At 59.9% G+C, this 18,283-nt stretch carries 19 protein-coding genes; 11 read left to right on the top strand and 8 right to left on the bottom strand.

Annotation, left to right across the window (positions count from 1 at the left end; genetic code table 11):
* Nucleotides 1-81 precede the first annotated feature (81 nt).
* Nucleotides 82-978, top strand: coding sequence for an AraC family transcriptional regulator (locus JJQ51_RS04875; RefSeq protein WP_113353997.1), 897 nt, complete (start codon nt 82-84; stop codon nt 976-978).
* A gap of 30 nt (nt 979-1,008) precedes the next feature.
* Here JJQ51_RS04875 and JJQ51_RS04880 read toward each other — a convergent pair whose 3' ends face one another.
* From JJQ51_RS04880 to JJQ51_RS04890, 3 genes are all read right to left on the bottom strand, one after another.
* Nucleotides 1,009-1,467: an anthrone oxygenase family protein gene (locus JJQ51_RS04880; RefSeq protein ID WP_269244391.1), complete on the bottom strand. Its 459-nt coding sequence runs from the start codon at nt 1,465-1,467 to the stop codon at nt 1,009-1,011.
* Between the two features lie 130 nt (nt 1,468-1,597).
* A complete protein-coding gene (locus JJQ51_RS04885) occupies nt 1,598-2,446 on the bottom strand; it encodes a metallophosphoesterase (protein ID WP_113353995.1) in 849 nt (282 codons plus the stop codon).
* 125 nt (nt 2,447-2,571) lie between these two features.
* Nucleotides 2,572-3,174, bottom strand: coding sequence for a superoxide dismutase (locus JJQ51_RS04890; protein ID WP_015339177.1), 603 nt, complete (start codon nt 3,172-3,174; stop codon nt 2,572-2,574).
* Between the two features lie 265 nt (nt 3,175-3,439).
* Here JJQ51_RS04890 and JJQ51_RS04895 point away from each other — a divergent pair, with 265 nt between their 5' ends.
* A complete protein-coding gene (locus JJQ51_RS04895; protein ID WP_113353994.1) occupies nt 3,440-4,096 on the top strand; it encodes an aspartate/glutamate racemase family protein in 657 nt (218 codons plus the stop codon).
* A 4-nt stretch (nt 4,097-4,100) separates the two neighbouring features.
* On the opposite strand, the gene JJQ51_RS04900 is transcribed toward JJQ51_RS04895, so the two are convergent.
* The gene (locus JJQ51_RS04900; protein WP_113390341.1) at nt 4,101-4,445 is read right to left on the bottom strand and encodes a nuclear transport factor 2 family protein; all 345 of its coding nucleotides are present in this window, start codon (nt 4,443-4,445) and stop codon (nt 4,101-4,103) included.
* A gap of 179 nt (nt 4,446-4,624) precedes the next feature.
* Between JJQ51_RS04900 and JJQ51_RS04905 the strand changes: the two genes are divergently transcribed.
* The 4 genes from JJQ51_RS04905 to JJQ51_RS04920 all read left to right on the top strand — a co-directional run bounded on the left by JJQ51_RS04905 (nt 4,625) and on the right by JJQ51_RS04920 (nt 8,132).
* Nucleotides 4,625-5,440, top strand: coding sequence for a helix-turn-helix domain-containing protein (locus JJQ51_RS04905; RefSeq protein ID WP_113330759.1), 816 nt, complete (start codon nt 4,625-4,627; stop codon nt 5,438-5,440).
* A 106-nt stretch (nt 5,441-5,546) separates the two neighbouring features.
* On the top strand, nt 5,547-6,233 hold the full coding sequence (locus tag JJQ51_RS04910) for a YbhB/YbcL family Raf kinase inhibitor-like protein (protein WP_113330758.1): 687 nt from the start codon (nt 5,547-5,549) through the stop codon (nt 6,231-6,233).
* Nucleotides 6,230-7,459, top strand: coding sequence for an MFS transporter (locus tag JJQ51_RS04915; RefSeq protein ID WP_113353993.1), 1,230 nt, complete (start codon nt 6,230-6,232; stop codon nt 7,457-7,459). The genes JJQ51_RS04910 and JJQ51_RS04915 overlap by 4 nt, the downstream gene beginning before the upstream one ends.
* A 133-nt stretch (nt 7,460-7,592) precedes the next feature.
* A complete protein-coding gene (locus JJQ51_RS04920; protein ID WP_113353992.1) occupies nt 7,593-8,132 on the top strand; it encodes a GNAT family N-acetyltransferase in 540 nt (179 codons plus the stop codon).
* Nucleotides 8,133-8,146: 14 nt separating this feature from the next.
* Here JJQ51_RS04920 and JJQ51_RS04925 read toward each other — a convergent pair whose 3' ends face one another.
* Complete coding sequence (locus JJQ51_RS04925) at nt 8,147-8,758, bottom strand: TetR/AcrR family transcriptional regulator (protein WP_113353991.1); 612 nt, start codon at nt 8,756-8,758, stop codon at nt 8,147-8,149.
* 116 nt (nt 8,759-8,874) lie between these two features.
* On the opposite strand from JJQ51_RS04925, the gene JJQ51_RS04930 reads away from it, so the two are divergent.
* Complete coding sequence (locus JJQ51_RS04930) at nt 8,875-9,558, top strand: glutathione S-transferase N-terminal domain-containing protein (RefSeq protein WP_113353990.1); 684 nt, start codon at nt 8,875-8,877, stop codon at nt 9,556-9,558.
* 43 nt (nt 9,559-9,601) lie between these two features.
* On the opposite strand, the gene JJQ51_RS04935 is transcribed toward JJQ51_RS04930, so the two are convergent.
* On the bottom strand, nt 9,602-10,489 hold the full coding sequence (locus tag JJQ51_RS04935) for a branched-chain amino acid aminotransferase (RefSeq protein WP_113330753.1): 888 nt from the start codon (nt 10,487-10,489) through the stop codon (nt 9,602-9,604).
* Nucleotides 10,490-10,798: 309 nt separating this feature from the next.
* Between JJQ51_RS04935 and JJQ51_RS04940 the strand changes: the two genes are divergently transcribed.
* The 3 genes from JJQ51_RS04940 to zwf all read left to right on the top strand — a co-directional run bounded on the left by JJQ51_RS04940 (nt 10,799) and on the right by zwf (nt 14,359).
* Complete coding sequence (locus tag JJQ51_RS04940) at nt 10,799-11,839, top strand: zinc-dependent alcohol dehydrogenase family protein (RefSeq protein ID WP_113353988.1); 1,041 nt, start codon at nt 10,799-10,801, stop codon at nt 11,837-11,839.
* Between the two features lie 56 nt (nt 11,840-11,895).
* Nucleotides 11,896-12,666, top strand: coding sequence for a trans-aconitate 2-methyltransferase (gene tam / locus JJQ51_RS04945; RefSeq protein ID WP_113354082.1), 771 nt, complete (start codon nt 11,896-11,898; stop codon nt 12,664-12,666).
* Nucleotides 12,667-12,838: 172 nt separating this feature from the next.
* Complete coding sequence (zwf, locus tag JJQ51_RS04950; protein ID WP_113353987.1) at nt 12,839-14,359, top strand: glucose-6-phosphate dehydrogenase; 1,521 nt, start codon at nt 12,839-12,841, stop codon at nt 14,357-14,359.
* Nucleotides 14,360-14,390: 31 nt separating this feature from the next.
* Here zwf and JJQ51_RS04955 read toward each other — a convergent pair whose 3' ends face one another.
* Together JJQ51_RS04955 and JJQ51_RS04960 are read right to left on the bottom strand one after the other, a co-directional pair.
* Nucleotides 14,391-15,746, bottom strand: a complete 1,356-nt coding sequence (locus JJQ51_RS04955; protein ID WP_113353986.1) for a metallophosphoesterase family protein — start codon at nt 15,744-15,746, stop codon at nt 14,391-14,393.
* Between the two features lie 161 nt (nt 15,747-15,907).
* Nucleotides 15,908-16,303 (bottom strand): hypothetical protein, encoded by a 396-nt coding sequence (locus JJQ51_RS04960; protein WP_113353985.1) that lies wholly within the window; start codon nt 16,301-16,303, stop codon nt 15,908-15,910.
* A 430-nt stretch (nt 16,304-16,733) separates the two neighbouring features.
* Between JJQ51_RS04960 and JJQ51_RS04965 the strand changes: the two genes are divergently transcribed.
* On the top strand, nt 16,734-18,248 hold the full coding sequence (locus tag JJQ51_RS04965) for a helicase HerA-like C-terminal domain-containing protein (RefSeq protein ID WP_113353984.1): 1,515 nt from the start codon (nt 16,734-16,736) through the stop codon (nt 18,246-18,248).
* Nucleotides 18,249-18,283: the final 35 nt, after the last annotated feature.

Below are 18,283 nucleotides of genomic sequence, written 5' to 3' on the forward strand. Positions count from 1 at the left end.
CTTGCCTATTCCTCCAACTGCCTTGTTCGCTGCTGCCCCGCTGCTATGATGCCGCAGTGGCACTTTCCCCGGAGACCACCAATGTCCTCAGCCCTTAAAGATGCGATCACACAATTTATCGAAGCCAATGACGGCGGCGACAATGGCGTCTTTCCCACGGGCATCGATGGCCTGCTGATCATGCGCTCGACCGAGCCGAAAATGCCGCATGCGATGATCTACCGACCGGCGCTCTGCGTCATTCTGCAGGGTGCGAAGCAATTGATGCTGAATGACAGAGTGATCGACTATGCCGAGATGCAGGCGCTCATCATCAGCATCGAGCTGCCTGCAGCCGGTAGAGTGGTCCAGGCGAGTGTCGAAAAACCCTATATGGCCATCTCCCTGGAATTCGATGTGGGCATGATGCGTGAGGTGATGGGACAGCTCGACAAGCCGCCGAAACCAGCAGGCGGCGCGCAGCTTGGCATCTTCGTCGAGAATCTCGGCGATGAGCTTGCCGATTGCCTGGTACGATTGACCCGATTGCTGTCGAACCCGGGTGCCATTCCGGTGCTCTATCCGGCGATCATGCGCGAAATCTGCTTCTGGCTGCTCACCGGCCCGAATGGCGGCGAGGTCTGCAAGCTGGTGCTGCCCGATGGCCAGACGCGGCGCATTGCCGACGCCATCCGCCTGTTGCGCGATAACTTTGCAGAACCGGTACGCATCGAGCAGCTTGCCGCTGTCGCACGCATGAGCTCCTCCTCCTTCCACCAGCATTTCAAGACGCTGACCTCGATGACGCCGCTGCAATATCAGAAGCAGATGCGGCTGCTGGAAGCACGCCGCCTGATGGTCGCCGGCCACGCCAATGTGGAGAGTGCTGCCTATCGCGTCGGCTACGAAAGTGCCTCGCAGTTCAGCCGCGAATATACCCGCATGTTCGGCACGCCGCCGAAAAGGGACGTGACCGAGATGCGGATGGCGGCGGAATAATAACAGGTCAACTCTCGGTTTTGCGCGCCGCTAAAGAGCAATCGCGGTCACCAACAGAATAAAAGCCAGTAATCCCAAGACCGCTCGCGCGGCATGCGACCATTCCCAGAGATCACGCAGCATGGTCCAGTCCGCCTCGGCATCAGCCTCGATCCGTTGACCGCCGACTGGAACGTGGGAAAAGAAGCCTGCGCCCAACCCTTTCAGATCGGCATCCTTGAGCCAGAAATTGTTTACGGGCTGTATCAGCAACCAAAAGACTGCATGCATGGCAGCCATGGCAGCAAAAGCCGCGGCAAACAGCCAGAACGCGATAATGTTGGCTGGCGTCAGGAACAGGAGAAGCAGAAGCAAAAGAGTGCCGATCGGCTCGGCAACGCCGCCGATCGTGAATCCGGGATAATAAATTCGCTGAACCGTCATATAGTCTTCTTTCGACAGTCGCATTTTACCCGGCAGCTCCAGCAGATGTGCCAGCGCCAGTGCCATGGCAACTGCCACGACCATGATTGTCAGAATTTGCAATACCGGAAACATCGGCTCCGCCTCACAGCAGCCTCGGTTCCTAAACTTTCAACGTTGCGGATCGTTCCCCCTGTCAAATCATCCAAGGGATTCATCAAGCGCCCGACAGCGCCAGCACCCGGCTATCCTCGCGTCCGAAGCCCATGACCTCCAGCCGATCATTGTAGACGGCGACGATCGCACAGGCGCTCGTATCTTCGGTATCGACCATGCCCTTAAAGTTGACGAAGTATGTGCCACCCGACACTCCGAAGTTGCCGGCGTGATTGTGGCCATTGAGGTAGGCGACGACATGCTCGTGCTCCGCCAGAAGCGCCAGCAAGCGGTCGCTGTTCAGGGCGTTATGGGCATTATCCGGGAAGATCGGATAGTGGTTCATGACGATGACCTTCTCGCCCGCCGCCTTTGCTTCCCTGAGCTTTGCAGCAAGCCAGTCATATTGTGTGTCGCCTATCGCTCCGTTCCATCGCTGGCCATTGAGCGCGCCGGTGCTCTCCAGCACCCGCATCATTTCCTTTGCCTCCTGCCGTCGAGGATCGCCTTCCGTCGGGGCAAAGACGCTGATTTCATTGCCGTCGAGCGCAATGAAGCGATAGCCGGAATGGCCGAAATCATAATAGGCGGACGGCATGCCCACGCGTGCCGGCACCGTGCCGAGATGTTCCGATGCCACGGCGAAATCGTGATTGCCGAGGAGAAAGTGCTTGCGATGACGCAAGGCTTCGTAGACGGGCAGAATGGCGTCGAAGCTCTTCCATTCACGATCGATGATGTCACCGAGCGTGACGACGAAGGCGAGATCGTGCCGATTGAACTCCTCAATTGCATCCCGAAGCTTGTCGAGGCTCTTCGCCGGATAGCGATTGAGGGTGAGATTGGGCGCGAGATCGGCATATTGTGGATCGGCGATGACACCGAAGCGGAAAAGCGGCGCTGATGGCATTCAGCCTCCTGTGGCGATCTCCTGAGCCGTCATGCGGCACACAGATATATCAACAAGGCTGCTCATAAGAAAACACCCGACGCCAGGAAGACGCCGGGTGCGAAAGCCAGCCTATGCGGCGAACCTTACTTCGTAGCGGCTTCGTAGCGCTCCAGGACGTAGTCCCAGTTGATCAGGCTGTCGATGAAGGCTTCGAGGTACTTCGGACGCAGGTTGCGGTAATCGATGTAGTAGGAGTGCTCCCAAACGTCGACGCCGAGGATCGGGTCGGCGCCGTGGACGAGCGGGTTTTCGCCGTTCGGGGTCTTGGAGATTTCGAGCTTGCCGTTCTTGACGGAAACCCATGCCCAGCCCGAGCCGAACTGAGTGGCGCCGGCAGCCGCAAAATCGGCCTTGAACTTGTCGTAGCCGCCGAGATCGGAGGCAAAAGCCGCTTCGAGCTTGCCCGGCAGTTTGTTGCCGCCGCCGCCCTTCTTCATCCACTTCCAGAAATGGATGTGGTTGTAGTGCTGGGCTGCATTGTTGAAGAGGCCTGCATTGGTGCCGAAGGACTTCTTCACGATTTCCTCGAGCGACAGATCGGCAAGACCTGCTTCCGCGGCGAGCTTGTTGCCATTGTCGACATAAGCCTTGTGGTGCTTGTCGTGGTGATACTCAAGGGTTTCACGCGACATGAAGGGCGAAAGGGCGTCGTAATCATATGGAAGTTCAGGCAATTCGAAAGCCATGGTCATATCTCCTCTTGGCAAAAAATTGCGTCGGCAGGTGAACCGGAACATAGGAGCGGTCGCCTGGAAGGGCAACCGGCGACATGCCAAAAAAGTTGCACTCGGGAGTAAAAATTGCCCTATTTTTGAATTAGATATAGCATAGACTTAGAAATGAACCTTGCTGTATATGATGATGCCCGAATACAGAGCGAACTGCTGCACCGAAATGTCGACAAGGCAGGTTGCCGAGGCTAGGTTTGCGAATCTCATTCGGTGATGAGGAATGTCGGTAACGATCGCCTGTTTGCACACAGCCGAAAGCAACATCGCCGTCTATGAAACGGCAGCGAAGGCACTTGGATTGCCCGAGGGGATGCTGCGTCATCACGTCCGCGCGGATCTTCTACTTGCCGCCGAAAAAGTGGGGCGCCTGACGGATGAGATCTCTGCGGAAACGGCGGCCCTCCTCTGGCATCTGGCGGAGGATGCCGATGCCGTCGTGCTCAATTGCTCGACACTCGGTCCGGCAGCATTGAAGGTCGCTGCCGGTGCCGAGGCACCGATCATCCGGGCTGATGCGATGCTGGCCGAGCAAGCGGTCAAGGCAGGCGGCAAGGTTATCGTGTTGTGCACCGTCGAAACGACCATCGCCCCGACGACCGCACTTTTCGAAACAGCGGCTAAGGCGACGGGTGCTAAAATCGAGGTTCGGCTGGTGCCGGGTGCATGGGCGCACTTCCGCGAGGGGGATCTCCGGGCCTATCTCACCTCGATTGCCGAGGCGGTGAAAGCGGTCAGCGGCGAAGGCGCTGTCACGATCGCTTTCGCTCAAGCCTCGATGACCGATGCTGTTTATCTTCTTCCGGCAAACTGCCCGAAACCTATGACCGGTCCGGCGGCCGCACTTGCCGCGGCAATGGCGAAGACCACGGATAGCTGAAGCGTTACAGGTTGCGCCCGAAATAGACGTTGACCTCAGCAATGCGGTCGCCGGCAAAGCGGATGAGCTCCACATTGCGAAAGCTGGCACCATCCATCTTCTCGGCGCGATAGCCGACGATCACGTCGTCACCATCCGCGACCAGATGTTCGATATGAATGTCGCGGAACACCTTCTCCTTCGGCCAGCAGTGCTCGAAATAGCGTTTTCGGTCGATGTGATCGTCGCGCGGGCTGGAAAAGGTGAAATCCTGGGTCAGCATCGGGTCGACGATATCGGGATGCTGAGCGACATAGGCTGCAAACAGCCGTTTGACCGTATCGCAACGGGCATTTTCGAGAGAGTTCATAATCTGCTTCCTCCTTTGCATCAGCGCAGCTTTTGATCCGCCAACCATTAACTGATTGCGTAACGCAATCAGTTTTATAATATCAGTCGGGCGAACCGACAAGGCGCTTTGCAGACTTGGCATTGCCGCCTGTGTGGTCCAAACTCTGCCGCACTCCCAATCAGCAGAAAGCCATCGCAGTGCCCGAGGCTCATCACTCCATGTTGGAAAAGCTGCGCCGCTTGGCGGCAAAGGACAATCGTCCGGCGGGCGAACCGACCGGCATCGGCAGCTATTCCACACTTTTCACCTTCGTCACGCGCGAACGCGAGCGCATTGCCGGCTCGGCCTTTTCACAGGTTTCAATCGTCGCCATCCTCGAAGGTTCCAAGGAAATCGTCAGCATGGGACGACAGCGACATTTTGCGGCCGGTACGGTGCTCGTGCTGCCGGCAGGCTGGAGCGGCGATGTCGTCAACGACCCCGATCCGCAGACAGGCTTCTATCGGGCAATCTTCATCACCTTCCCCGAGGAATTGACACGCCGTGCAGCAAAAGCCTTTCCGCCTGCGCAGCCCGCATCGCAGATAGACTTGCCGCTCGATCCGCTGCTGGCTGCCGCGATCAACCATGCCGGCGAAGGCATCGCCGGCGGCAATATGCCGATCCCGCTGATCGAGCACAGGCTTCTCGAAATCCTTATGGTGCTCGGCATGCGCGGTGCCCTGCCCGGTTCGCCGGAGACCACAGCCGAGGCGGTGCGGGCGCTGGTGCGCTGGCAGCCGGATCGAGCCTGGACAGCCGATCTCATCGCCGCCGAGCTCGGCACCAGCAACGCCACGCTGCGCCGCCGCCTGTCGCGCGAGGGCGCCTCCCTGCGAGAGGTGCTGGCAAGCGAGCGCGTGGCGCTGGCCACGACCCTTCTCGCCGAGGACGGGCTATCGCTGCGGGAAGCCGCGCTTGCGACAGGCTATCGCTCGCCCCGACGCTTTGCCGATCGACTTCGCAGCGCGTGAGCGTTTGCGACAGCATTTTGAGCGTTTGCGTGCGCCGACGCTCGGCACGAATTTGTTAGACCCTGCCCTCGAAGCTCACAGGAGCGAACCGCGAAAGGGCAACATCATGAAAACCATGCTCAACCTTCTGAACGCCACCGTCATCGCAGCAGTTGTCGCCACCCCGGCCCTATCGGCCGATCTCAAGGTGACGTTTCCAAAGAGCAATGACCGGACGCTGCTGCCGGAAAACGCCTCCTGCATTTCGACATCTTCAGACAAGTCGGCACCCGGCCCCAACAAGAGCCTTGCCGTTTCCTGGTCGAAAGGGCCGAAGGGCACGCGATCCTATGCGTTGACGATGGTCGACCCTGACGTGCCCACCGATTTCTCGCTGTTCAACAAGGCGGACAAGACCATCCCGAAGGATTTCAAGCGGATGGAATTCGTTCACTGGGTGCTGGCCGATATTCCTGCGTCGCGCACCAGCCTTGCCGAAGGCGCGGACGGAAACGGTCCTTCAGCCAATGGCCTGCCGCTCGAACGCACGGCCTATGGACGCCGCGGCCAGAATGGTGCCGGCGGCGGCAATTTGAAGGATGGGCCGCATGGCGGTTATATGGGCGCCTGCCCACCCTGGAATGACGCGCGCATTCACAGCTATCACGTCACCGTCTATGCGCTCGATGTCGACCGACTGAACCTGCCGGATCTCTTCACCCGCGCCGATCTGCTTGCCGCCGCGAAAGGCCATATCCTGGCATCGGGCAGCAAGGAACTGTTTTACACATTGAATGCAAAGGCCGAGAAATGACCGAGACGAGATGGGATGCAGCAGCACCGGCCGAGCCGGAAACCGCCCATTGGATGCGGAACCTGATCATCTGCCTCGTCGGCTCGTTCACGACGATCGTGGCGATGACGCTGCTGCTCCCCTTCCTGCCGCTTTATGTCGAGGAACTCGGCGTCAGCGACAAAGCCGCGATCGTGCAATGGTCCGGTATCGCCTATGGCGCCACCTTCTTTGCCGCCGCCTTCGTCGCGCCGCTCTGGGGACGGCTGGGCGATATATACGGCCGCAAGCTGATGCTGATCCGCGCCAGTCTTGGCATGACGGTCGCCATCTCGCTGATGGGCATGGCCGGCAATGTCTGGCAGCTGGTGGCGCTGCGCCTCTTCACCGGCCTTGCCGGTGGCTATGCCTCGGGTTCGATGGTGCTGGTGGCAGCGCAAACGCCGAAGCATCGCTCCGCCTGGGCGTTGGGCACGCTGTCGGCGGGCATCATGGCCGGCAATCTCGTCGGACCACTGATCGGCGGCGCGCTGCCGCCCGTTATCGGCATCCGCGGCACCTTCCTGCTGGCCGGCGGCGTAATCTTCCTGACGTTCCTGGCGACGACCTTCCTGATCAAGGAGGAAAAATCCACGGCGCGCAAGAAGGCTGCAAAGGCCAGCGGCAGCTGGGCCTCGATTCCGGACAAACGCCCCGTCGTCGCCATGCTGTCGCTCGGCCTCTTGCTGATGCTCGCCAATATGTCGATCGAGCCGATCATCACAGTCTATGTCGCGCAGTTCGTAACGGACGCCAATGTGACGATGGTCTCCGGCGTCGTCATGGCGGCCGCTGCGCTCGGCAGCATCCTGTCGTCCTCCTGGCTCGGCAAGCTAGCCGACCGCATCGGCTACTGGAGCGTCATCATGGCGGCGCTTGCTGTTGCGGCGCTGCTGCTGATACCGCAGGCTTTCGTGAGCTCGGCCTGGCAGTTGATCGGCCTGCGTTTCCTGATGGGCGTGGCGCTCGGCGGCCTTCTGCCCTGCATCACCGCCGTTATCCGGCATAATGTTCCCGATGCGGCGACGGGCAGCATTCTCGGGCTCTCCATCTCCTCGCAATATGTCGGCCAGGTGGCAGGCCCAGTCCTGGGCGGCTTCGTCGGCGGCCATATCGGCATGCGCGCCGTGTTCCTCGGAACCTGCGTGCTGCTGGCGATCGGCGCTGCCTATTGCTGGTGGGTCAGCCCGAAGAAGGAAGCGGAATAACTCAGCCGCTACCTGCAAACACGGGCATTGAAGATCAGAATTGCCGCGTGATCGTCGCGATTCTGACCGAGCCAGATTGAGCTCAAATGTGCTTTTGCTATTCTCCCGTGATTGACAGTTGTGGAGATCCGCCATGGCGCTTCCAAGCTTCGAAACCGAGAGACTGATCCTTCTGCCTCGCGTCATGGCCGATCTTGACGATTGCATCGCCATGGATCGCGACCCAGAGGTAACGCGCTTCATTCCCGGCCCGTGGCACGATGCCGTGGCACATCGAACCTTCGTGAAAGGTCGGATCGAGGCGAGTTTCGGTGATGGTCTCGGATATTGGTCAATCCGCGCCAAAGAAAGGCCTAAGCAATTCCTCGGCTGGATATTGCTGATACCCGCCGACGCCGTCGGGCCTGATATCGAGATCGGATGGCGGCTGAACAGGCGTGCCTGGGGCAAGGGTTATGCGACGGAGGCGGCAAGGCCGGTTCTCGCCCATGCCTTCCAGACACTCGAACTCGATCGCGTGATTGCCGATATCGCCCCTGGAAATGCGGCGTCCGTCCGCGTTGCGCAAAAGCTCGGTCTGTCGCAGCCGCGCCAGACCACCTATCACGATGAGCCCTTTGCTTCGTACAGCGTGACGAGAGCCACCTTCGAGGCTGAGCTTACGAGGCAGTGACCCCATGCCTCGCGTCAAGGCCGACCGCAGATAAAATCGACCCCAGAACGCGCTATCGCCTCCAGCGTTTCGCGCTTATCGCCTGCACGCGCTCGAACGGCAAGCGAATGCATGACAGCGGATGCCAGCTTTGCGAGAGTTGCAGCATCCGCTTCAGCCGGAAGCTCGCCCCGCTCAACCGCAAGCTCCATGCGTTCCTTGATCGCATCGTCGAATTCATTCAAGCTGCGGCGCAATACCTCCCGTACTCGATCATGCTGAATAGCCTCTGCCGTGGCCGTGCTGATCAGGAAGCAGCCACGCGCCGCGGTCTCGCCATGCAGGTATATTTTCAGAGCCTCGGCATAGATGCGCGCGAGATTCTCCCGCAGCGTGAGGGCCGGGTTGAGCGCCTCAGACAATATATCGAGACTGTCCTCGCGATAACCTTCCAAGGTGTCAAGATAGAGGTCCTCCTTGTCCCCGAATGCTCCGTAGAGGCTCGGCCGATTGAGTTTCGTCGCAGCGCTCAAATTATCCAATGAGGCCGCCGAGAATCCTCTGTCCCAGAAAACCTCCCGTGCCTGCCCAATGACAGCTTTCGCGTCAAAAGCGCGTGGACGGCCCTGCTTCTTCTCGCTCTTCATATTTTATACTACTTCGCACAAAAATCTTGACCGGATGCATTTTATGCGAAATGGTACAAATATTCAATGGATGCCGACGCCATACCTCGCGCCTGCATCGAAAAGGAGAGAGACCCATGAAACTCTACATGCACGCCGCCGCTTGCTCTTTGTCGCCGCACATCGTTTGTCGGGAGTTGGGGCTGGATGTTGAACTGGTCGAAGTTGATCGAAAGACTCATCGGACGAGTTCGGGCGAGGACTACTTTGCCATCAACGGGAATGGCTACGTGCCGGCATTGATGCTCGATGATGGGAGAGTGCTGACCGAAGGTCCTGCCATTGTGCAATTCCTCGCGGAGTGTTCACCGGAGGGATCGCGCCTCCTGCCGGAGGCCGGAACCTATGCCAGAAGCCAGGTTCAATCCTATCTGAATTTCATCACTGCCGAACTTCACAAGCCAATGGCGATGCTCTTCAACGCCGCTTATGAAGGTGCTCATGCCGGCATTCATGAACTGGTATGCAAGCGACTTGATTGGCTAAACAGCCAGCTCGTCGGCCCCTATCTGACCGGTGACGATTTCACGGTCGCCGACGCCTATCTCTTCGTCTGCTTGAACTGGTCGCCGTGGATCAAGATCGACATCGCACGGAGGCCAGCGTTACAGGAATTCATGGCTCGCGTCAGCGCAAGACCGAGCGTCCGCCACGCGCTCCACGCCGAAGACCTTGAGGCTTTCGAGACTGATGGCGTTTTCTTCGCGCCGCGATCCTACCTTGCTTCGGCAGGTCGTGTAGGAACACCCGTGCGGCCATGAACGGCCGCACTCTTCTGCATGCCCTTCTCCTTGCCAGAAGGGTTTATTCCTCGCTGGCGCTACGGCCGTGTGCCCAATCCATATAGAGTTCCAGCGCCTTGCGGGCGACCGGCCCCTCCTGAAATTCGCGGTCGTCCAGGCGGTTGACGCTGACGACCTTGGAATAGTTGCCGGTCGTGAAGATCTCATCGGCCGTCATGAACTGTTCGACGGACAGAGTTTCCTCGCGCACATCGAAGCCCTCCTGGCGTAGCAGGCTGATGACGCGGGCGCGGGTGATGCCAGCAAGGAAGGTGCGGTTGGCAACCGGCGTATAGACGATACCATCCTTGACCATGAAGACGTTGGACGATGCCGTTTCGACGACATTGCCGTTCATGTCGCGCACCAGCGCATTGTTGAAGCCGCGACCCCTCGCCTCCAGGATCATGCGGCCGCTATTCGGATAGAGCGAGCCGGCCTTGGCGTCGGTCATCGCCGTTTCCGGCGACGGACGGCGGAAGGGCGAGACAGTCAGCGTGATGCCGCCGGTGCCGCCGAGCGGCGCCTCGAACAGGCAGAGGGCGAAGCGCGTCGATTCCGCATCGACGGCGACGACGCTGCCCGGCGAGCCGTGCTCACCCCAATACATGGGCTTGATGTAGATCGGCGTCTTGCCGTCGAATCTTTTGATGCCTTCCCAGGCGAGCGCTTCGATCTCCTGCGAGGTCTTGACCGGCTTCAGTCCCATGGCGACGGCCGAGCGATTGATGCGCTGGCAATGGAGATCGAGATCGGGCGCGATGCCATCGAACCAGCGGGCGCCATCGAACACGGTCGAGCCGAGCCACATGGCGTGCGAGGTCGGCCCGATCAGCGGCGGATTGCCGGAAAGCCATTCTCCTTCGACATAGGTCCAGGTGGCGGTGCGGGGTGACGTATCGACGGACATGGGGGGTTTTCCTCTCCTAAAACAGTTCAGCTCACGGGATCTCTGAACCGCTCTATCTTTTTGTTTTCTCGCAATTCCGGGCGCAAAACGGCTTCGTACTTTTGCTGGAATTGCTCCGGGTGGCGGAGAGCAAATAACCGTGCAACCGAAGGGTCAAGCGGAAACTGCGCGGCAAAATCCATTTGCAACAAAGCGCTTGATATCGCATTCATAACGCAATTTTCATGCGTCGAAACAACAACTTGACGAATGGGTCCATCAGCAAAAGTGATGAACCATAGGGATCGTCAGGAGAGAGGGAGAACTCCCATGAAAGCGATGTATTACGAGGCCTTCGAGGCAACACCCGAAATCCGCACCCTGCCCGACCCGACACCCGGTGAAGATGGCGTGGTCATCGCCGTCGGCGCGACCGGCCTCTGCCGCAGCGACTGGCATGGCTGGATGGGTCATGATCCAGATATCAAGCTGCCGCACGTGCCGGGCCACGAGCTCGCCGGCAAGGTCGTGGCAACCGGGCGCGGCGTCGTCCGTTTCAAGGTCGGCGATCGCGTCACCGTTCCTTTTGTCTCCGGCTGTGGCCACTGCGCCGAGTGTCACTCCGGAAACCAGCAGGTCTGCCCCAGCCAATTCCAGCCAGGCTTCACCCATTGGGGTTCCTTTGCCGAATATGTCGCAATCGACTATGCCGACACCAATCTCGTGCACCTGCCAGAATCTGTCGATGACGCGACGGCGGCAAGCCTCGGCTGCCGTTTCGCCACCTCCTTCCGCGCCGTTGCCGATCAGGCCAAGACGCGCCCCGGCGAATGGATCGCTGTCCATGGCTGTGGCGGCGTCGGGCTGTCGGCGATCATGATCGCCAGCGCGCTCGGCGCCAATGCCATCGCCGTCGACATTTCCGACGAAAAGCTCGCCTTTGCCCGCGAATGCGGCGCGGTCGCGACGATCAATGCGGCTGAGGTCGCTGATGTGGCGGAGGCGGTGCGCGAGATCACCAAGGGCGGCGCCCATGTCTCGATCGACGCGCTCGGCCACCCTGCCACCTGCTTCAACTCCATCAAGAACCTGAGACGGCGCGGCCGGCATGTGCAGGTCGGCCTCATGCTCGGTGACTATGCGACTCCGCAGATCCCGATGGCGCAAGTCATCGGCCATGAACTCGAGATCTACGGCAGCCACGGCATGCAGGCCTGGCGCTATGATGCCATGCTCGACATGCTCGCCGCCGGCAAGATCGCGCCGCAGAAGCTCATTGGCCGCAGGATCAGCCTGGAAGACGCCGTTCCGGCGCTGATGACGCTTGATAAGGCCGAGGGCAAGGGCATCAGCGTCATTACACGGTTCTGATACATCCCGGTGCTATGCGCATCGGGAAAACGGCAATCCAGGAAGAGGGTATGCCCATGGCATGGTCTGCTGGCCAATATGTGAAATTCGAGGATGAACGCACGCGTCCGGCGCGCGACCTCTTGGCGCAGGTGCCGCTGCAGCATGTCGAGCGAGCGATCGATCTCGGTTGCGGCCCTGGCAATTCGACCGAGCTGATCGCCGAACGATATGGCATTGCCAGTGTCTCCGGCCTCGATAGCGACGACAATATGCTGGAGGCCGCTCGCAAGCGCATGCCCGGCACGCACTTTGAAAAGGCCGATCTCGCCACATGGCGGCCGGAAGAACCCGTCGACCTGCTTTTTGCCAATGCCGTGTTTCAGTGGTTGCCCAATCATCTCGACATCCTCGACCACCTGATGGACGGGCTGAAGCCTGGCGGCGTTCTTGCCGTGCAAATGCCCGACAATCTCACCGAACAGAGCCATCTGATGATGGAGGAAACGGCCAAGAATGGTCCTTGGAGCGAGGCCTTTGCGAAGAAGAGCGTACGCCGCAATCCCCTGCCCGCGCCCTCGGTCTATTACAACAGGCTAATCGGCAAATCGGCCCGGGTCGATATCTGGCACACCAACTACAATCACGTGCTGGAAAACGCGGCAGCCATTGTCGAATGGGTGAAGGGCACGGGCTTGCGCCCCTATCTCGACCATGCCGGCGACGAGCATCGCGATGCCTTTGCCGTCGAATATCTGAAGCATATCGAGCAGGCCTATCCGCCGCTTGTCGACGGCAAGGTGCTGTTGCGCTTTCCGCGGCTCTTCCTGGTCGCGGTGAAGAAATAGGATATTTATCAGCCGCGAAATGCCGACTGACGGCGGTGCGTCGATCCCATCGACAACCGGCATCGGCCCGCGCTAGAACACCCACAGCCAAAGCTGAAACAGCAATAGCTCCGAGGAGATAGTCGATGTCGTCCAGAAGCCCCGAATATGGCCGCCAGAAGGAGATGCGCGCATGACCACCCCCGACGTCGCACCGGCTCCGCCGCTGACATTCGTGATCTTCGGTGCTGCCGGCGACCTTACGCGGCGCCTGCTGATCCCGACGCTGATCAACATGACCCGCAGCGGGCTCGTCGGCGAAGACCTGCATATTCTCGGCATCGGCATCGAGACCGGCGGCGTCGACATGCTGCTGGATCGTCTGGAATCATTTCTGAAGACCTCCGGCGATATGGACGATCCGGAGCGGCAGGCCGCGTGGCAGAGCCTGCGCAAGCGCATCAGCTACATCTCTGGCGATTTCACCCAGAACGGCGTCTACAAGGAGATTTCGGATTATCTCTCGCATGCGCCGACCGCCAATGCAGCCTTCTATTTCGCCGTGCCGCCGCGCTTCTTCGGCGATATCGCCGAGAAACTCTCCGAAAACGGGCTGATGAACGAGGCGACCGGCGCCTTTCGCCGCATCGCGATCGAAAAGCCCTTCGGCCACGATCTTGCTTCGGCACAGGCTTTGAATGCGCGGCTGCTGAACCATGTGTCCGAAAGCCAGATCTATCGCATCGACCATTTCCTCGGCAAGGAAACGGTGCAGAACATCATGACGACGCGCTTCGCCAACATGATGATCGAGGCGCTTTGGAACAACAACTATATCGACCACGTGCAGATCACGGCGGCAGAGCTTGTGGATGTCGGCACGCGCGGTAAATTCTACGATTCGACCGGCGCGCTTCGCGACATGGTGCCGAACCATCTTTTCCAGCTGCTGGCGATGGTGGCGATGGAACCCCCGAACAGCTTCGATGCCGAATCCATCCGTAATGAAAAGGGCAAGGTACTGAAGGCTCTGCGTGTCTACTCGCGGGAGGAGGCAATCAAGAACGGCGTGCGCGGCGCCTATACGGCCGGCCCTATTGCCGGCAGGGATCTGCCAGCCTTTACCCAGACGCCCGATGTCGCGCCCGACAGCAACACCGAAACCTTTGTGGCGCTAAAGCTCTTCGTTGATACATGGCGCTGGGCGGGCGTGCCCTTCTACCTGCGCACGGGCAAGGCGATGAAGGCGCGCGATACCGAAGTGGTCATCACCTTCCGGCCGGTGCCTTTCGCCCAGTTCCCGCGCCACGAATCCCGCCCCGAGCTGCCGCCGAACAGGCTCATCATCCAGGTGCAGCCCGACGAAGGCCTCGACATGGAAATCTCGATCAAATCGCCGGGGCTGGTGCTGAAAACCGCGCCGGTTTCACTCGATTTCCGCTATGCCGACAGTTTCGACATCGGCAAGCAAACCGGCTACGAAAGCCTGTTCTACGAACTCTTCGTCGGCGACCAGACGCTCTTCCAGCGCGCCGACGGCATCGAAGCCGGCTGGGCGGCCGTTAAACCCTTCCTCGACCTCTGGGCAGAGGGCGGCAAACCCGATCCTTACGCCCCCGGCAGCACAGGCCCGGCCTGCGCCGACGAACTCATCGAACGCGACGGCCGTAAATGGCATGAGATCGATGGGACGCCGAAGGGCAGGAAGGTTTAGTATTGCCGGCTGGTCTGTGCGGCGAAGGCGCTCATGCCGACGCCGCAATCTGGACGGCCAGATCCTCGCCCGTGAAGGGACGGTCCGCGGCGCCACCCTGGCCATGGCCCATAGCCCATCGTTCAGGCCATATGGTGCGCTCGAGACCGGTTGCCGACGCGCCCTTGAGCGAGCTCCACCCGTGGTCGGTCGGCATGCGAAAGAGCATGCCGCCAGGCCCCATGCCTGCGTGCAGGGCAATGTCTATATCGAATGGTCGGCCCGGAGCGAGATCAGGCCCGAACCAGTAATGCGGACTGCGGCCGGGATCGCGGCCAAGAATCAAAGTCAATGTCTGCCGGGAACCACGCAAGCCCAGCCACACGGGGGCGATCTCCTGGTTTTCGAAGGCGGAAAATAGCGTTTGCGCCGGGGCATGCACCTCGTCCGCCAAGCGTCCGGAGATCCGGAGGTGAACGATATAATTGTCGCCCTGGAGACCGCCAAAGTCGGCTTCGTTCAATCCGAGCGATAGATGTCGCAACGTCTTGGCCGATTTAAAAGGCCATTGCAGCCGCTCGCGAACAATGCCGCAGGTGTCGAGCACCTGATAGCGGAATCCGTCCGCGTCCAATGCGGCCTGAACGCAGTGGAGATACTCCACGCCTTCCGGCATACGGTGCGCCGTCCCTGCTCCCGCCGTGCAAAGCTGCAAGACGCCGCGATGAACTTGAACGTCGAAAACCAGCATATGGCTGCAGACATAAGCCAGGACATCGGCGTCCACGAGAATATCCCAGAACGGCTTCGCATATTCGTGACCGATCTCCCGCTGGTATGTACCGGAATAGCCGTTGACGGGGAAAACAGGGTGATGACCCAGCACGATCTTATGCCTGGCATCGGAATGCGCCTTCAGCGTCGCTTCCAGCCATTCCGTCTCGACGTGCCCTTCACCGCCCAACCCCGTCCACAACGTATGTACGAACACCAGCAGCAGATCATCGCGACGAACCCAGTAGGATAATCCCTCCTGCCCCGCTGGCCCGTTTTCGGGCAGCTGAAGGACTTCGCGGAAAATCCGCTCGCTCATCTCGTCATAGGTCGTGTGGTTGCCTGTCGTATGCCAAAGCGGCGTTTTGCTGCGATCGAGCCATGCCATCTCACGATCAAGCCAATGCCGCCATTGCGCCCGCAATGCATCCGGATCGGCGGTTAGCCCGATGATCTCGTCACCCGGAAACAGAATGAATTCCGGGGGCGGATCGAGCCTGCGCAGGATCTGATTGACGCTGGCGAAAGTGCTTTCATGAAGGGCGCCAGGGATACCAGAACAGGCATCACCATAGAGGACGAACTGGTGACCGGACCTGCTTGGCATAAGGGCCGGGATAGGGCTGTCTGGCACGAATCTGCCTCCTCAAAAACGACGGCCCTCGCCCAAGGGCGAAGGCCGAGATCGAAGTAATCAATACTTAAACTGCGGAACGTACCCATGAAGTCAACGGATGAAACCGATGGCTATCGGCCAGTCGGCTCTCTCGTCATCAGGAGAACGCTTCTTCAGCCTCAAATGAACTGGTGCAGGCCCGGGACGGAATTGACGACCTGGTCGACCACCTCGTCGCCGGCATGCTGGCGAGCGGTTGCAATCGTTTCCTTGGCGAGCGAGCCGATTTCACCCATGCTGAGACCGCTGCTCATCAGCTGCTGGCCGAGCGCCATCAGGCCGCCGCCACCGCCGACTGCGCTAAGCAAGCCGCCGAGCAGGCCGCCGCCGCCCGTTTCCTCGCCATTATATTGTGCAACGAGATCGGTGGCGCCGGGAATAGATTCGATCATTTTGGTGACGGGACCATCCGGAGCTTCGCGCTGCAGGAAACCGAGAATCATGCCGACGGCCTTTTCCGCGAGGTCGGGAGCGATGCCGGCTTTGGTCGCGATCTGATCAATAACTTCGTTCACTGTGGCCTCCTGCCTTTATAACGTTAACGTCAACGTAACTGAATGCGGCAACCGGCACAAGACGCCCCGGCGGCTATCATTCTACCAGAAGCGGAACCTCGACGCGAATGGTTGTCCCTCTTCACGCGAGTTCTTATAACAGTGTCAGGACAAATCGATGAATGGCCCTTGCAGCTTTCAGAAGCTGCTGTGCCGCCGCCCTAGAACCGGATGATTTCGGATCCAATCGATCCGAAATCATCCGGTTCTAGAATCATATAGGTAGAGCATGATGTCGTCTGAAAACCGGTGACATTTTTCGGCAGCATGCTCTGGAGCATTTCCGCTTTTCTTCGAATCGCGAAAACGTTCTATCTTTTTGTTTTTACGCAGTTCCGGACGCAAAACCGCTTCGCACTTTTGCTGGAAGTGCTTTAAGGGAGACGACACCATGCCGCAGCAGGATGGACAGATTTTCGTCGGCGCGAGCCGCAATCCGGATGACAGCATCAACAAGGACGAATTCCTGACGCTGAAATTCGGCAACCGTCATGGCCTCGTCACAGGTGCCACCGGCACCGGCAAGACGGTGACGCTGCAGGTTCTGGCGGAAGGATTTTCCAAGGCCGGCGTGCCCGTCTTCTGTGCCGACATCAAGGGCGATCTTTCGGGCATCGCCGCCAAGGGCGAGCCGAAGGACTTCCTGCTGAAGCGCGCCGAGGAAATCGGCCTGTCGCCCTATGAGTTCGACCAGTTCCCGGTGATCTTCTGGGACCTCTATGGCGAAAAGGGCCACAGCGTGCGCACTACCATCGCCGAGATGGGGCCGCTGCTGCTGGCGCGCTTGATGGATGCGTCCGAGGCGCAGGAAGGCGTGCTCAACATTGCCTTCAAGATCGCCGATGAGAATGGCCTGGCGCTGCTCGATCTCAAGGACCTGCAGGCGCTGCTGAATTATATGGGCGACAATGCCAGCGAGCTTTCCAGCAAATACGGCCTGATCTCGAAATCCTCCGTCGGTTCGATCCAGCGCGCAATGCTCGTGCTGGAGCAGCAGGGCGCGGAAAACTTCTTCGGCGAGCCGGCGCTGAAAATCTCCGACATCATGCGGGTCAGCAATGACGGCTACGGGCAGGTCTCGGTGCTTGCGGCCGACAAGCTGATGATGAACCCGCGGCTCTATGCCACCTTCTTGCTGTGGCTGCTCTCCGAGCTATTCGAGGAACTGCCCGAAGTCGGCGATCCGGACAAGCCGAAGCTGGTCTTCTTCTTCGATGAGGCGCACCTGCTTTTCAACGACGCGCCGAAGGTGCTGATCGAACGCGTGGAGCAAGTGGTGCGACTGATCCGCTCAAAGGGCGTGGGCGTCTATTTCGTGACGCAGAACCCGCTCGACGTGCCGGAAACGGTGCTGGCACAGCTTGGCAATCGCGTGCAGCATGCGCTTCGCGCCTATACACCACGCGAACAGAAGGCCGTGCAGACGGCGGCCTCGACCTTCCGGCCCAATCCGGCCTTCGATTGCGCCACCGTCATCACGACGCTCGGCACTGGCGAGGCGCTGGTATCAATGCTCGAGGGCAAGGGTGCGCCCTCCATCGTCGAACGCACGCTGATCCGCCCGCCATCGGGCCGTATCGGCCCCGTCACGGATGGCGAGCGTCAAGCCATCATCAACGGCAGTCCGGTTGCAGGCGTCTATGACCAGACGATCGACCGCGAATCCGCTTACGAGATCCTGACGGAGCGTGCGCGCAAGGCGGCTGCGCCGCAGAGCGAGAGTGCCGGCGATGGCTGGACCTTGCCCGGCTTTGGCGGCGACAGCAGCAAGCCGGCAAGCCGCGGCCGTTCGGGCTATCAGCGCGAGACGATTCTGGAGGCGACGATGAAAAGCATGGCGCGCACGGTGGCAACGCAGGTCGGACGAGCGCTGGTGCGCGGCATTCTTGGCAGCCTGAAGCGATAGAAGATTACCCTCCCCTTGAGGGGGAGGGTCGGAGC

It is taken from the genome of Rhizobium sp. AG207R (assembly GCF_027109195.1).
Taxonomy (GTDB): domain Bacteria; phylum Pseudomonadota; class Alphaproteobacteria; order Rhizobiales; family Rhizobiaceae; genus Rhizobium; species Rhizobium dioscoreae.

What these genes read in the sequence shown, in the direction of transcription:
- JJQ51_RS04900 (WP_113390341.1), bottom strand. Translation starts at nt 4,445, where the DNA reads ATGAACTCTCTCGAAAATGCCCGTTGCGATACGGTCAAACGGCTGTTT.
- JJQ51_RS04935 (WP_113330753.1), bottom strand. Translation starts at nt 10,489, where the DNA reads ATGTCCGTCGATACGTCACCCCGCACCGCCACCTGGACCTATGTCGAA.
- JJQ51_RS04910 (WP_113330758.1), top strand. Translation starts at nt 5,547, where the DNA reads ATGAAAACCATGCTCAACCTTCTGAACGCCACCGTCATCGCAGCAGTT.
- JJQ51_RS04920 (WP_113353992.1), top strand. Translation starts at nt 7,593, where the DNA reads ATGGCGCTTCCAAGCTTCGAAACCGAGAGACTGATCCTTCTGCCTCGC.
- zwf (WP_113353987.1), top strand. Translation starts at nt 12,839, where the DNA reads ATGACCACCCCCGACGTCGCACCGGCTCCGCCGCTGACATTCGTGATC.
- JJQ51_RS04930 (WP_113353990.1), top strand. Translation starts at nt 8,875, where the DNA reads ATGAAACTCTACATGCACGCCGCCGCTTGCTCTTTGTCGCCGCACATC.
- JJQ51_RS04925 (WP_113353991.1), bottom strand. Translation starts at nt 8,758, where the DNA reads ATGAAGAGCGAGAAGAAGCAGGGCCGTCCACGCGCTTTTGACGCGAAA.
- JJQ51_RS04915 (WP_113353993.1), top strand. Translation starts at nt 6,230, where the DNA reads ATGACCGAGACGAGATGGGATGCAGCAGCACCGGCCGAGCCGGAAACC.
- tam (WP_113354082.1), top strand. Translation starts at nt 11,896, where the DNA reads ATGGCATGGTCTGCTGGCCAATATGTGAAATTCGAGGATGAACGCACG.
- JJQ51_RS04965 (WP_113353984.1), top strand. Translation starts at nt 16,734, where the DNA reads ATGCCGCAGCAGGATGGACAGATTTTCGTCGGCGCGAGCCGCAATCCG.
- JJQ51_RS04880 (WP_269244391.1), bottom strand. Translation starts at nt 1,467, where the DNA reads ATGGCACTGGCGCTGGCACATCTGCTGGAGCTGCCGGGTAAAATGCGA.
- JJQ51_RS04895 (WP_113353994.1), top strand. Translation starts at nt 3,440, where the DNA reads ATGTCGGTAACGATCGCCTGTTTGCACACAGCCGAAAGCAACATCGCC.
- JJQ51_RS04890 (WP_015339177.1), bottom strand. Translation starts at nt 3,174, where the DNA reads ATGGCTTTCGAATTGCCTGAACTTCCATATGATTACGACGCCCTTTCG.
- JJQ51_RS04885 (WP_113353995.1), bottom strand. Translation starts at nt 2,446, where the DNA reads ATGCCATCAGCGCCGCTTTTCCGCTTCGGTGTCATCGCCGATCCACAA.
- JJQ51_RS04940 (WP_113353988.1), top strand. Translation starts at nt 10,799, where the DNA reads ATGAAAGCGATGTATTACGAGGCCTTCGAGGCAACACCCGAAATCCGC.
- JJQ51_RS04875 (WP_113353997.1), top strand. Translation starts at nt 82, where the DNA reads ATGTCCTCAGCCCTTAAAGATGCGATCACACAATTTATCGAAGCCAAT.